This window comes from Bacillus sp. FSL K6-0994 (genome assembly GCF_038630815.1).
GTDB classification, from domain to species: Bacteria; Bacillota; Bacilli; order Bacillales; family Bacillaceae; genus Bacillus; species Bacillus safensis.
Genome location: NZ_CP152043.1, coordinates 2,760,160 through 2,773,575, shown reverse-complemented (window position 1 = coordinate 2,773,575; position 13,416 = coordinate 2,760,160). Strand labels below are relative to the sequence as shown.

Below are 13,416 nucleotides of genomic sequence, written 5' to 3'. Positions count from 1 at the left end.
GGAATGAATCAAGAAGTCGGCGCCATCATGAATTATTGTTACAAGCGATTTCCGGTGAAAGTATATGAAAAAGAGATTCCTGAACAGTTTCAGATCCCATCGATGTACTTTCCTGCAGCATGGACAAACACAAAAAACGATACTGTTTCAACGTTCCTCAAAACATACACGCTGCATATAAAAGTGTTTCACAAGGACTCTGGACAGGCTCATGATGCAGCTGAATCGATTGTAGATGCCTTGTCAGCTGATCGGAATATCATTCAGATGGTCAGTGTAGAAGGTGAACCGCTCGATCAATATGTGCGAATCAAGAGGGCGGAAACTAGGAATGGCGATCAAGGCGTGGCAACGATCGTCTTCACATGGGATAGTGCCTATTGGTACAACCGAGACGAGCAACCAAGCCTAGACGACATAAATTTTTCAGATGGGGTGATAAAAAGTGGCCAAGAATAAAAGCGAGCCGGTGAAAGAAGAGAAAGCCGCTCCGGTTCTTCCTAAAGAAGCAGCATTTTCATTTGAAGCCTTGAAAGAGCACAGCAAGGAATTGTTTGGCGTAAAGCCTGAAATCCTTGAAGGTGCTCTTTTTTATATCAAAGATCAACCAATTACAAAAACAGAAGCAAAGAAGCAGATTGATGCTTTTTTGTCTAAGGAGGTTTAAGCATGAATGGAGGTACTTTTACACCAGGTACAGAGAAAAAGCGTCCTGGTATCTACTTCAATTTCAAAACCACAGCACAGCAGCGAATTACTTTAGGCGATCGAGGTACGGTGGCACTTCCGATTACGATGAGTTGGGGAGAGCCTAAGACGTTCATCTCTATTTCAGGCATCGAGGACTTAAATAAAAAAGTCGGATTAAACATCGATGACAAATCACTGCTTCTTTTCCGAGAAGCGAAGAAAAAAGCACAAACGGTTTTACTTTACCGTCTGAATGAAGGAGAGCCAGCAAAGGCTCAGATCAGCGAGAATTTCAACGTTCTTGCTAATTATGGTGGACAGAAAGGGAATGAGGTCACGATCCAAGTCACTGAAAACGTATTGGATAGCTCCAAGCGTGATGTGGTGACTTACGTGGGTACAGACATTGTCGATAAGCAGGTTGTCACTGATGTCAAAGAACTGCAGCAAAACAAATATGTTTCGTTCTCTGGTGAAGGTGAAGTGACGATCACTGCTGGTGTAACACTAAGCGGCGGGAAAAACGGCGTGCCAAGCGTGGCAGATTACACAGCATTCCTTGAAGAAGCTGAAACAGAATACTTTGACGTAATTGCGCTACCTAATAACACTAGCGAGCAGTTAAAAGCGACATTTGTGGCTTTCATCAAGCGGCTGCGTGATGATCAAGGACGTAAGGTGCAAGGTGTTTTGGCAAACTATCCGGCTGATCATGAAGGAATTATCAATGTCACAAGCGGTGTTCTGCTAGAAGACGGCACAGAGATCACGCCAGCCAAAGCAACTGCATGGGTGGCCGGTGCATCTGCAGGAGCAAACTTCAATCAGTCGTTAACCTTTGTTGAATATGAAGGGGCTGTTGATACATTAGAGCGTCTTGATAATGATCAAGTGGAATACCGCTTGTCACAAGGCGAATTCTTGTTCACGTTTGATGCGAGAGATCGCACAGTGAGCGTTGAGAAGGACATTAACTCCTTAACGACTTATACAACCGAGAAGAACAAGACATTCGCTAAAAACAAAATCATTCGTGTGCTCGATGCGATCAACAATGATCTCACACGTGAATTGAAGGATTTAATTAAATTACGCAAAGCAAATGGCAATGACATTCCGGCATCGGATGATGGTCTGCAGTTGGTGAAAACACTCATCACGCAATATCTCACACAGCTCCAAGATGGATCTGGAATCACTGGCTTTGATTCTGAGACTGACATCATGATCGCTTTAAATGAAGATCGTGACGGTTTCTTGATTGATCTAGCTGTTCAACCTGTTGATGCAGCTGAAAAATTCTATTTCAATGTAGAGGTGAAATAAGATGGCTTTTAAAGCGCAGAATACCATTTCAGGTAAGGAAGGGCGTCTTTTTCTCGACGGTGAGGAAATGGCGTTCATCAAAACGTTTGAAGCGAACGTGGAGAAAAACAAATCAGAGGTCAATGTCATGGGCCGTCGTATGACCGGTCACAAGACAACCGGTGCGAATGGTACTGGCACAGCGACTTTCTATAAAGTCACATCGCGCTTTGTGCAGCTCATGCTGAATTACGTGAAGAAGGGACAAGATCCGTACTTCACCATTCAAGCTGTACTGGATGACAAATCATCCGGCCGCGGCACAGAGCGTGTCACATTGTTTGATGTGAACTTTGATTCTGCAAAGATCGCAGGGCTTGATGTGGATTCAGAAGCACTGGAAGAAGAGGTTCCTTTCACGTTTGAGGACTTTGATCTTCCTGAGAAGTTGAAGGATTCTTTTTAATTTCAGAAAGGTATTACGAATGACTAAAATATATGTTATTTTTATTTCAGTCTTCGATATGGTATACTTTTGATAAATAGGATAAATGGGATAAAAATAACCCATTTAACTTTCTAGAAAAAATTCGTTTACATGCAAAGCAATTTGCATAAAATAAAAAGAAGCCAGGATGCTCCAACATCCCGGCAATGTACAATGAGGCCCTTCAAGGGGCTGGCTTATCAATTAGATAGTTTTAAGGATAGACTTTCCCTTCAACCGTCCAAAGCTCAAGGGGAGTCTATTTTTTGTTTATATACGTCAACAAAGCAAGGATAAACATCCCGAATAAAAGCATTAGGGAAATCGCTTGGAACGTTGACATGAGCATCACCCCCTTCCTATCGGGGATGAGCCAGACACCCTTGAGCAAGCCGTTCAATTGTACGAATTATATTATACATGAAAAGATTGGAAAGCACATTCAAAAAATGGATGTGCTTTTTTGCATTCAAAAAAACAAATCAAAGGGAGTTTTTAAACATGAGCGAAAAACAAACAAACAACGTATATGATCTTTCATTCTTTATGCCAGGACAAACAGCTGAGACAGAAGAAATTAAATCAATCATTTCAAAGCGCTTTGTTGATAAAAAGGGTGAAGTGATTCCATTCGTATTCAAAGCCATTACAACTGAACGTATTGATGAACTGGAGAAAGAAAACACGACTTACAAGAATGTTAAAGGTCGTGGACGTGTGAAAGACTTAGATTCTCAACGCTTTTATGCACGTATTGCGGTTGAATCTACTATCTATCCTGATTTCAAATCAAAAGAATTGCGCGAAGCATACGGCACACAAGATCCAGTCGAAGTGGCAAAGCGTGTCCTATCTGTTGGTGGTGAATATGCGAACTGGTTAAACAAAGCCATTGAGGTCAACGGGTTTGAAGATGAAATTGAGGACCTTGAAACTGAAGCAAAAAACTAATAAAGGACGGGAATAAAGAGGCGGTGTATCTGTATTACTGCATGCATGAGCTTCATTATTCCCCGTCCCAGCTTTTAGAGGTCTATGAAGCACCAAGACAATTCAAAGCATTCTTATATGGCCTCATCAGGCACAAACTTGAAGTGCTTGAAAAGGAATCGAAGAAAGGAGGATAAGACATGGCTCGTTTAACTGCTCGGTTTGAATTACAAGACCGGATCACGCGTAAATTGCGTTTGATCAGAGGGGACCTAGAGCGACTTGATAGATTGCGCCGCAGATCAGAGCGGCCAATCACTTTAAGAATCAGGGACAATGCAACAATCGCATTAAGACGTGTGCAGCGTTTCGTCTTGCGTGACCTTGCTCGAACATATCAGCTGACACTGGATGTAAATGATCTGGCTACAAAAGCACTACGAAAGTTCAATGGCTTTTTACAACGCAAGATGCCGCGTACTCATAGTGTGCTGATGCGTATTAAAGATCAGGCAACACCAGGGCTTGTCCGGTTGCGTCGTTACATCGATCGGAAATTTGGCAAAGTAGAACGCTTTGCCATAACGGTTCATGATCGTGCAACCGCAGGAATCAGACGTATTGCATCATATGCAGCGCGTCAGCTTGGCCGAGGATACAGCTATACCATTAGAGCCGTTGATATGGTTCGACGAACAGTCAGCCGTATAGCGTCTTATACTCGGCACACGTTAGGTACTGAATACAGGGTAGCAATCAATGCGATCGATCGTTTCACCGCTCCAGTACGTGGCGCTGTCTCATTTGCAAATACCCATTTGGGACGGACTTACACAACCACAATTAAGGTCCTTGACCTAATCACAAAGCCATTGAGAGGGATCGTTTCAGCTGTCACCAGTACGCTTGGTTTGCTTGGAGTAGGAGCCGGTGCAACAGGTGGTATTGTCGTGCCGCTTAAAATGGTAGCGGATCGACAGAACATGACCACGGCTTTTGAAACACTGCTCGGCAGCAGAGGAAAAGCAGATGCACGTCTGGACGAGCTGACAGCCTTTGCTGGTCAAACACCATTTACTCGTGATGAGATTTATGAGTCAAGTCGTGTCCTCCAAGTATTCACAGGGAACGCTCTATCAACTACAGAAGGTATGAAGCTAGTCGGGGACGTTGCTGCAGGTGTTCAACGGCCATTTTCAGAAGTTGCGCTATGGATGGGGCGTTTATATGACGGCATTAAATCGGGGCGTCCTATCGGTGACGCAACGGCAGCGCTTCAGGAAATGGGGGCAATCTCTGGTGATGCCAGAGGTAAGCTCGAAAAACTTGCAAAGAGCGGCAAGGACATAAAACAAACTTGGCCAGAAGTCACGAAGGAATTCGGCAAATACAACGACATGATGATCAAAATGTCCGACAACCTGGCCAACTTATTCCTCGGTGTCAAATCATTCATCAACAACTCTATTTTGATGCCTTGGGGTAAAGGACTTGCAGCTGCGTTCCAACCTGCGCTAGAAGCATTTAGAACGTGGCGTGGGGAATACTCCTTTGTGCTGACCGACCTTTCCAATAAAGCTGAAAAGGCGGGTAAGAAATTTGCTAACAGTTTCCTTGATCCGACCAAAAGCGTATTCGGATTTATTGGTGATCAGTTCAAAATCTTGTTTCCTGGTGAGAAATTAACCAAAAAGCAGACACAAGAACTGAAGGTCAAGTTTAAAGACAACCCTAAGCTGAAGAAGCACTTTGAACAGCTAGAAAAATACAGAAAAATGGACTTTGAAACTCGGTGGAAGCTCGTCCTGGATAATACGAAAGACGTTTTTGGCCAATGGTGGGAAAAGACAGGAAAGCCTGGTCTTTTCAAAATGGCCGAGAATGTCGGGAAGACTTACGGTGGCATCATAAACGGTGTGATCAACGGTCTACTTGGTATTGATGACAAATCATCCGAGGACAGTTTCACTGATGCAGGAGCCAAAGCAGGGCGTATTTTCATAGAATCATTTTTAGAAGCCCTTGATCCTGCACAATTAGGCATTCGGATCGCCAAGAAGATTGGTGAGATCAATTGGAATGCCCTTACTGGAGAAGGATCAATTGCTGGTGCTTTGATTGCCAATGCATTCGCGCTCGCATTCCTCGGAAAAGTGGCCACTTTATTAAAGCCGCTCAAATCCATTTTGTCAGGAGCCTTTGCTGTCTATAAATGGGGCAAAGGTTTAAGAGGCGGGATGGGAGCAGGAACGAGCGGTGGTGTAATCGGTGGAGCTGGAGGAGCAGGACGACCGCCGAGGAACCCACGAACTCCTGAATATCGTCAGCCTTGGATCAATAGAGGTGAGCCGGTACGACCAACAACGCCAAACCAAGGGCGTGGCGGTGGATTGTTAGGTAAAGTCGGTAAAGGTGCAAAGAGCATCGGAAAACGTATCCCTATTCTCGGTACAGCAATAGCAGGTACAGAACTGCTAGGCATGAATAATGACAATAAAGGCGAGAAGATCGGTGGATTTGTCGGGAATCTAGGTGGCGGTATCGGTGGAGCGGCAATCGGAACAATGATCGCCCCTGGTATCGGAACAGCTATCGGTGGAGTATTAGGGAGCATCTTTGGCGGCGATCTCGGTAATTGGATCGGCAAGATGTTCGATGACGGGACCATCAAGAAGAAATGGGATGGGCTTGTCAAAGGTGCAGAGAATGCAGTCCAATGGATTAAAGAAACATGGAGCACTGTTTCCGGTTGGTTCAATGATAATGTGTTAACTCCTATTACAACGTTCTTCGAAGATACATGGACCTGGATCACAGAGAAATGGGGTCAGCTTTCCTCTTGGTTTATGAACAACGTGTGGCTCCCTATTTATAACTTTGCAGTTCCAATCATCAACTTTGTAGTTGGTGTTTTTGTCGTTGCATGGGAAGTGATTAGTTCCGTATGGGGAGCTGCATCAACATGGTTCATGGACAATGTATGGACTCCTTACGGACAAGTGGCGGTTACTGCTATCACCCTTGTCTGGAACAAGATCGTTGAATTGTGGAACTGGATACAAATCACCTGGTCCGTTTTCTCAGCATGGTTTATGACTTACGTCTGGGAACCATTTGGATCAGTGGCAATTGAAGCCATTGTCTGGGTGTGGACTAAGTTGACGGAGTTCTGGAATTGGATTCAATTCGTATGGGGCACATTTGCGGTATGGTTTGATACCTTCGTATGGCAGCCTTTCATCAATGTTGGATTGCCAGCTATCATGTTTATTTGGAACCTGTTTAAAAGCACGTGGAACTGGATTAAAACATCGTGGGTGGTGCTCGCAACTTGGTTTGATGAGTATGTGTGGCAACCATATAAAAAGTATGCTGAGCCCGCAATCTCCTTTGTGTGGGAGAAATTTCAGGATGCATGGAGAATCATCAAAGGTATATGGAAGACAGTAAGCAGCTGGTTTGAAGAGAAAGTGTTTAATCCACTAAAAAAACATGCTGAAAACTTAAAAAAGACATGGGAAGGAATCTTTGGAGTTGTAGGAGATGTAGTCGGCAAAATTAAAGAAACTACCGGAAATGTATTTAAAGTTTTTGAAAAAAAAGGTGAAGAAAAGACAGGTTATAAAAAAATCCCTACCAAGGGAAAAAAACCAGATCAGAAAGCCACCGGTGGTTATATCACAAAGCCAACACTTTCATGGATCGGCGAGGCGGGCAAGGAGTTTGTCATCCCGACCGAAAACAACAAAGGGCGAGGGAAAATGTTGCTTGCACAAGCAGCTTCTCATCTTGGAATGTCCGTAGTGCCAAACGGTGCATCACCTACCTCTCAAGCTGGTTCATCTTCTCCTATGAGACCGGCAGCTGCTTCATCAGTTTCCACGTCTGCAAGCGGAACGGTATCAATTGGAGACGCAGGCAACGCATCAAAATACGGAGAACAGTTCACGTCTGAATTCGAGAAGGGACTAAATAATAAAGTCATTTCCATGGAGAAATGGAAACAGGCAAATATTAATCAACCATTTTCTCAAATACAGGCAGCGACTCCGTTGTATGGTGCTCAAACTGTCACCGGCTTTGCTGCAGGTCAAAACATGACACCAACTGGCACAGGTCAGTTCTTAGATCAAAATGTAAGACAACCTTTCCTATCTGCTCGACAAGAATCACCTACTTGGGGCGCTGGACTAATTGATGCATTTAACAGCGGCATGCGTTCCAAAGGAAGTGAAGTGACACAAGCAGCCAAGGACATGGCCAAGAAAGTGGAACAAGCCTTCCGCGAAGAATTAGACATTCATTCTCCTTCACGTGTCATGATGAGTCTTGGAAAATTCGCATCGATCGGTGTCGTCAAAGGTCTTGATTCAGTTGACGTGAAGAAATTCGCAGAGAATCAAGCCGGTTCCTTAATCGCTGCATTTAGTGGCATGGGTGCATCTAACCTGAGTGTTCAACAATGGCTCATGGCTGCTCTAATGGCAACCGGCACATCAATGAGCTGGCTACCTGGTTTGATGACGATCGCTCAGCACGAATCAAATGGAAATCCGAGAGCAATAAACTTATGGGATTCCAACGCCAAAAAGGGAACACCATCTAAAGGCTTAATGCAAACCATTGGGCCGACATTTAACTCTAATAAAGGCAAGGGTATGAATGACATTTGGAACCCAATTCATAATGCTGTTGCGGCCATTAACTACATTAAGGGAAGATATGGATCAGTCTTCAACACGCCTGGATTAAGAAGTATCAGAAACGGTGGACCATATAAGGGTTATGCAAACGGCGGTCTAATCACACAAGAACAAATCGCTAGAGTCGGTGAAGGAAACAAGCGTGAATGGATTATACCGGAAGAACGCGGCATACGTGGCCGCTACTTGTTGGCGCAAGCTGCACAGGCACTTGGAATGGATGTTTATGATCCATCCAACACTGCATCATCTGAGCTTTCACAAGATCAGGTGCAAACAGTAACAGCTGGCACAATGAATGCACCGTCTGCTTCTGGTGGATCAAAACAAGTCATTATCAATTTTAACGGTGATCAGCACTTCCATAATGGACAAGATGAAGATTCATTGGTTGAAAAAATCAAACGATCATTAGTCGAAGAACTAGAAGTAGAGATCAACACAGGAACGAAGGGAGTCGTGATCGATGGCTAAATCAAAATATCAATTGTGGATTTCGCAAGGGAAGGACAAATTACGATTCCCTGTCCTTCCAGAGAAATTAGAACTCAATAACAACGTACAAAATGAATCTATCAAAGTATCAAAATTTGGCGAGCTCACATTCTTGGATGTACCAGGGGCTCGTCAAATTTCATTTACAGCCTTTTTTCCGAAGAAGTATACACCGATCGCTGAGTATAAAAGCATTCCATCACCAGAGAATGCGATAGCGAAAATTGAACGAATGATGCGTTCAAAGAAGCCTGTACGCTTTATCGTTACTGGAACCAAAATCAATATGCAATGCAGCGTAGAAAGTTTCAATCACAATGAAGGTACGTATGACGTCGGTGATCGTGAATTCACGCTGCAGCTGAAAGAATACAAAACCGCATCACCTAGAAAAATCAAACGGAAAGCCAAAAAGAGCAGCAAAAAACGCAGTTCAAAAGGCGCACCAAAAGTGTACACCGTTAAAAAGGGTGATACCTTGTGGGATATTTCAGGCCGATTTTATGGTGATAGTACGAAATGGCGCCGCATTTGGAATGCGAATAAAGCCGCGATGATCAAACGAAGTAGACGAAATATTAGACAACCAGGGCATTGGATTTTCCCTGGTCAAAAATTAAAAATACCACAATAGGGGGGCTGACATTGATTGAACTTTTTGCCATCAGAAGCGGCACCATGTACGAGCTTGTGACAGAAAGTGTGACACTTCGGGGGCAAAGGTATCAGGCCCCCCGCTCTATTCAAGCAAATATTATCACTAAACAAGGCAGTCAAAAGTATTACAGCATCAAAGAAGGAGACACTGTTCTTTTCAAGTGGAAAGGAAAAGAACTCTTTCGAGGAACAGTCTTTGCAAGGACGCCCAAAGATGAAAAGCTCACTTTTACTGCTTACGACATGCTTCAGTATTTGGTGAAGAACCAGGATGTATATGTCTTTGCAAACAAGCGGGCTGATCAGATAATGAAGCGGCTTGGTCAAGATTTTCAGATCCCGATGACGTCAATCGCTAACACTGGCCATGTCATTAAATCGCTTGTATTCAAAAACGATACAAGCCTTTATGACATCATCTTGCAGGCTCTAAGGGAAACAAAGAAGCAAACAGGACGTAACTATCAAATCTATTCTGCTAAAGGCAAGATGGGGCTGAGAGCTTGGCCTGATCCGTCCGAAGTATGGGTCATTGAATCAGGCGTGAATCTCATTGATTATCAGTACAGTACCTCGATTGAGGAAACAGCCACACGTGTGAAGATGAGAGCGACACATGTGGAAAAAATTAAGGTGCTGAAGAAGGAAAAAAAGAAATCTAAGACTACTGACAAAGATAAAGAAAAAGATAAGAAAACGACCAAACCTACGAAGCCGAAAACTGTCACGCAAAAGAAAGAGATTGAGATGCTGGCTTTGGCGAATGATAATGCTGCTAGAAGTAAATACGGCATCCTGCAGCACGTTGAAAGAGTGTCAGGGGAGATCAACCAAGCACAGCTGCAAAAGAGGGCTGATGTTCGTCTTTCACAGAAAAAGGGCGTGAAAAAAGAACTCAAAAGTATTCAAGCTCTAGGTATTCCTGGATTACAAAGCGGCATGCCAGTCCAGATCATTATTCCGGATATAGGCATCGAAAAAACGTACTGGATCGATCAAGACAGTCATGAATTTAAAGGGACCAAACACACCATGACGATTGATGTCGTTGAAAAAAATACAATTCCAACGGGGAATCAGTCATGAAACTAAGCGATGCAATTAAGCGATTGGCCGTCAATGCGGTTGATGCACAATCGCCAATGGAATTGATACTCGGTGATGTTGTGTCTGTTTCTCCTCTTAGTGTTAGGCTCAACGAAAATGACAAACTCATCATTCCTGAAGAACTTCTTATCTGGCCAGCCCGCTTAGACGAGGGAGAAGATGATGAGCTACAAGAAGGCGATAGTGTCATGGTCCTTGCGATGACAGGCGGCCAAACGTTTTACATCTTAGATAAAGTAGTAGGAGGTGGTTCATGATGGCACTCTCTCCAGAAGAAGAAATTGAAGATTTTGAGGAAGATGAAGAGGATATTGTTGAACCTTCGACTACCTACCGAATCGACTTTGAGTCTGGCCGTTTAACCAATGAAAAGATTAATGGTCTCGATGCCATTCGCCAATTTGTATATATGGCCCTAAGAACTGAACGATATTCGCATGCTGTTTATAGCCATGACGTAGGATGTGAGGTTCAAGAAGCTGTGTCTGATGAAGAATCAACGGACGAATACAAGGAGATGGAGATTCCGCGTCTAATAGAAGAAGCACTTCTTGTTGATGAGAGAATTGAAAGTGTGCAAGATTTTGAGGTCACAAAAGAAGGGGCAACCTTTAAAGTGCTCTTTAACGTGGTGACAGATGAAGGGACCTTGGAGATTGAGGAGGTGATCGGAGATGTTTGAGGAACAATCGTATGAAGCCATCATGGAACGCATGTTGGAACGTATACCCGATGATATTGATAAACGTGAAAACAGCGTCATATGGAATGCGTTGGCTCCTGCAGCTGCCGAACTTGCTCAATCTTATATATGGCTTGACCAAGTATTCGATCTTGTTTTTGCGGATACAGCGCAGGGAGAATTTTTAGATCGACGAGCCGCTGAAGTGGGGATCACTCGTAAAGCGGCCACAAGTGCTGTATGGTCTGTTGAGGTGACACCTGAAACTATCAGAATACCAACGGGATCAAGATTCTATATCGACAATCTGTACTTTCAATATCAATCTGACGGCACTTTGAAGTGTGAAACGACTGGTGCTGTAGGCAATGGGAATTTTGCAGACCTGCCGCTTCTATCACTTGATAACATACCAGGACTAGAGTCTGTCATCTTTGAAGAATTGAAGATACCAGGTCAAGAGGAAGAAGACGATGAAGCTCTGTATGAACGATACTTAATGAGAGCAAGACGTGAAGCTGTCAGTGCCAACAAAGCTCACTATAAAAAGTGGGCTGAAGAAGTTGAAGGAGTTGGCAGGGCGAAGGTGTTCCCGCTTTGGAACGGGGAAGGCACAGTAAAAGTTGTCATCACAGATGGGAATTTTGATGTTGCGACGGATCTGCTCGTCAATAAGGTCAAAGAGTACATTGATCCGGTTCCAGGAGAAGGAGAAGGGCAAGCACCGATCGGGGCTACTGCCACTATTGAAAGCGCCAAGTGGAAAGATGTTGAGGTGTCCGTATCTGTGGAGCTTAAAATGGATTACTCCATTGAGGATGCACAAGAGGAAATTGAAGAGAAGGTCAAAGCGCTTCTAAAATCACTTGCCTTTGAAGAAAATGTGATCAGAATGTCAGCGATCAATGACATTTTGTATCATGCGGATAGTGTGTCTGATTATGCGGATGTATTGATCAACGGTGAGGCAAAAAACTTACCGCTTCAGGACATTGAGATTCCGCGTCTAGGGCAGGTGAACGTTATTGAGCAAGCTTGACGAAATGAAAGCCTATCTACCTTCCTATCTAACGGAGATCACTGAATTTGATGAATTAATGAAATCAGAGGCTCCAGAGATGGAAAGGCTAGATGATTCTATTTTTGATATGACTGATCAACTGTTTCCGCTCACTGCCACGTGGGGGCTTAATCGATGGGAAAGGATGCTGAAAGTGCAGCGGGAGTCAGGTGATTCAATTGAGCTGCGCAGGGCACGTATTTTGAATCTCATGTCCAACATTCCACCGATCACTTATGCTTCTTTAGAGAGGGCAGTCAACCGGTTCTTGAAGAATCCTAGCGCAGTGGTTCGTCTAACAACTGGCCGCTATCATTTCTCCCTTCGTGTTAATTTGGATGACCTGCAGAACACCAGATACATTGTAGAGACGCTTGAAAACTTGAAGCCGGCTCATTTGGCTTACAAATTCACAAGCGTTCATCATACGGATGTAAAAGAAATTAAAGACTATCATAACAGGCTCACACTGCGCAGCAGAGTGGGCTTTTTTGATCACATTCCCATTTTACTCAATGGTGAATTTTTACTAAATGGTACGTTTTATCTTAGTGGATCGCGCAATTCAACATATATTCCAGTACGTTTTAGACAATCTTTAAAGATGGCCATGAAGCTGAAAAAAGAAATGAAAGTTCTTGGACGTACAAAATATGTCATGGTAGGAGCCAAACACGAAACTAATCAACAAGCGTCTCTTAGACTTCGATCATGTTTAAAAAATGTACTGAAAGAAAAAAAGAAAATGACATTCCGTATGGTTGCTTATGTATCAAATGAGCAAAGCGGAAGTGTAACCATTAAGCAGAAATATTGGACGCTTGATGGATCGGTACCGCTAGACGGTTCAAAATATCTAGCTGCCACGTCCAAAAAAATAGATTTATAAAGGAGGATCATAATGGCTGATCAATTAACCGTTACAACGCTTTATGCTCGCCAACAAATGGCAAAGGCTAGAGCGGAGGGAACTAAGCTCACGAAAGTGGTCAAGATGGCTTTTGGGAATGGCGGAACGAAGGACGGGAAACCAATCTCCTTGGATGGCACAGAACAAGAATTAAAGAGTGAGCTTATTCAAAAAGAAATTGACTCTTTTACCTTCATGGAACCAGCCAAAATTCGCTACACCTGCACCATTGCTGAAGGAGAGCTTGCTGGAGAAGTCATCAACGAATTGGCTCTTGTTGATGAAGATGGAAAGTTTACGGCCATCCGTACCATGACAGACAAGCAAAAAGATGGTGACATTGAATTCATCTTTGAGATTGATGATATTTACTAGGAAAGGAGTGCTCAT

Annotated in this window: 13 protein-coding genes and 1 pseudogene; 13 read left to right on the top strand and 1 reads right to left on the bottom strand. The window is 43.6% G+C overall.

Annotated features, from left to right (window positions below):
• Window positions 1–3 precede the first annotated feature (3 nt).
• From MHB69_RS14470 to MHB69_RS14455, 4 genes are read left to right on the top strand one after another with little or no spacing between them, the layout of a single operon-like run.
• Entirely contained in the window at window positions 4–459 is a 456-nt protein-coding gene (locus tag MHB69_RS14470; RefSeq protein WP_216889100.1) for a DUF6838 family protein, read from the top strand.
• Window positions 460–469: 10 nt separating this feature from the next.
• Entirely contained in the window at window positions 470–667 is a 198-nt protein-coding gene (locus MHB69_RS14465; protein WP_187704580.1) for a hypothetical protein, read from the top strand.
• A gap of 2 nt (window positions 668–669) precedes the next feature.
• The gene (locus tag MHB69_RS14460) at window positions 670–2,016 is read left to right on the top strand and encodes a phage tail sheath family protein (RefSeq protein WP_342495701.1); all 1,347 of its coding nucleotides are present in this window, start codon (window positions 670–672) and stop codon (window positions 2,014–2,016) included.
• A gap of 1 nt (window position 2,017) precedes the next feature.
• Complete coding sequence (locus MHB69_RS14455) at window positions 2,018–2,461, top strand: phage tail tube protein (protein ID WP_044139480.1); 444 nt, start codon at window positions 2,018–2,020, stop codon at window positions 2,459–2,461.
• Between the two features lie 280 nt (window positions 2,462–2,741).
• Here the strand turns inward: MHB69_RS14455 and MHB69_RS14450 are convergent, their stop codons facing one another.
• On the bottom strand, window positions 2,742–2,798 hold the full coding sequence (locus MHB69_RS14450) for a putative holin-like toxin (protein WP_229200408.1): 57 nt from the start codon (window positions 2,796–2,798) through the stop codon (window positions 2,742–2,744).
• Window positions 2,799–2,983: 185 nt separating this feature from the next.
• Between MHB69_RS14450 and MHB69_RS14445 the strand changes: the two genes are divergently transcribed.
• The 9 genes and pseudogenes from MHB69_RS14445 (at window position 2,984) to MHB69_RS14405 (ending at window position 13,401) form a co-directional block, all read left to right on the top strand.
• The gene (locus MHB69_RS14445) at window positions 2,984–3,433 is read left to right on the top strand and encodes a phage portal protein (RefSeq protein WP_087977386.1); all 450 of its coding nucleotides are present in this window, start codon (window positions 2,984–2,986) and stop codon (window positions 3,431–3,433) included.
• A 179-nt stretch (window positions 3,434–3,612) separates the two neighbouring features.
• On the top strand, window positions 3,613–8,589 hold the full coding sequence (locus tag MHB69_RS14440; RefSeq protein ID WP_342495700.1) for a transglycosylase SLT domain-containing protein: 4,977 nt from the start codon (window positions 3,613–3,615) through the stop codon (window positions 8,587–8,589).
• Window positions 8,582–9,244, top strand: a complete 663-nt coding sequence (locus MHB69_RS14435) for a LysM peptidoglycan-binding domain-containing protein (RefSeq protein WP_306011600.1) — start codon at window positions 8,582–8,584, stop codon at window positions 9,242–9,244. Before MHB69_RS14440 ends, MHB69_RS14435 begins: the two co-directional genes overlap by 8 nt.
• 11 nt (window positions 9,245–9,255) lie before the next feature.
• Window positions 9,256–10,353, top strand: a complete 1,098-nt coding sequence (locus MHB69_RS14430; RefSeq protein WP_342495699.1) for a phage portal protein — start codon at window positions 9,256–9,258, stop codon at window positions 10,351–10,353.
• Window positions 10,350–10,631: a DUF2577 family protein gene (locus tag MHB69_RS14425; protein ID WP_144483247.1), complete on the top strand. Its 282-nt coding sequence runs from the start codon at window positions 10,350–10,352 to the stop codon at window positions 10,629–10,631. The genes MHB69_RS14430 and MHB69_RS14425 overlap by 4 nt, the downstream gene beginning before the upstream one ends.
• A complete protein-coding gene (locus MHB69_RS14420) occupies window positions 10,631–11,056 on the top strand; it encodes a DUF2634 domain-containing protein (protein ID WP_144484817.1) in 426 nt (141 codons plus the stop codon). The genes MHB69_RS14425 and MHB69_RS14420 overlap by 1 nt, the downstream gene beginning before the upstream one ends.
• Window positions 11,049–12,095: a baseplate J/gp47 family protein gene (locus MHB69_RS14415; protein WP_342495698.1), complete on the top strand. Its 1,047-nt coding sequence runs from the start codon at window positions 11,049–11,051 to the stop codon at window positions 12,093–12,095. The genes MHB69_RS14420 and MHB69_RS14415 overlap by 8 nt, the downstream gene beginning before the upstream one ends.
• Window positions 12,082–12,522 (top strand): annotated as a pseudogene (locus MHB69_RS14410) (YmfQ family protein); the annotation flags it as partial. The gene MHB69_RS14415 and the pseudogene MHB69_RS14410, both read left to right, overlap by 14 nt.
• Window positions 12,523–13,017: 495 nt before the next feature.
• Window positions 13,018–13,401: a phage tail protein gene (locus tag MHB69_RS14405; protein ID WP_342495697.1), complete on the top strand. Its 384-nt coding sequence runs from the start codon at window positions 13,018–13,020 to the stop codon at window positions 13,399–13,401.
• Window positions 13,402–13,416 lie beyond the last annotated feature (15 nt).

Coding starts and splice junctions, on each gene's coding strand:
- MHB69_RS14470 (WP_216889100.1), top strand. CDS start 4: ATGAATCAAGAAGTCGGCGCCATCATGAATTATTGTTACAAGCGATTT.
- MHB69_RS14445 (WP_087977386.1), top strand. CDS start 2,984: ATGAGCGAAAAACAAACAAACAACGTATATGATCTTTCATTCTTTATG.
- MHB69_RS14435 (WP_306011600.1), top strand. CDS start 8,582: ATGGCTAAATCAAAATATCAATTGTGGATTTCGCAAGGGAAGGACAAA.
- MHB69_RS14460 (WP_342495701.1), top strand. CDS start 670: ATGAATGGAGGTACTTTTACACCAGGTACAGAGAAAAAGCGTCCTGGT.
- MHB69_RS14425 (WP_144483247.1), top strand. CDS start 10,350: ATGAAACTAAGCGATGCAATTAAGCGATTGGCCGTCAATGCGGTTGAT.
- MHB69_RS14415 (WP_342495698.1), top strand. CDS start 11,049: ATGTTTGAGGAACAATCGTATGAAGCCATCATGGAACGCATGTTGGAA.
- MHB69_RS14440 (WP_342495700.1), top strand. CDS start 3,613: ATGGCTCGTTTAACTGCTCGGTTTGAATTACAAGACCGGATCACGCGT.
- MHB69_RS14405 (WP_342495697.1), top strand. CDS start 13,018: ATGGCTGATCAATTAACCGTTACAACGCTTTATGCTCGCCAACAAATG.
- MHB69_RS14420 (WP_144484817.1), top strand. CDS start 10,631: ATGGCACTCTCTCCAGAAGAAGAAATTGAAGATTTTGAGGAAGATGAA.
- MHB69_RS14455 (WP_044139480.1), top strand. CDS start 2,018: ATGGCTTTTAAAGCGCAGAATACCATTTCAGGTAAGGAAGGGCGTCTT.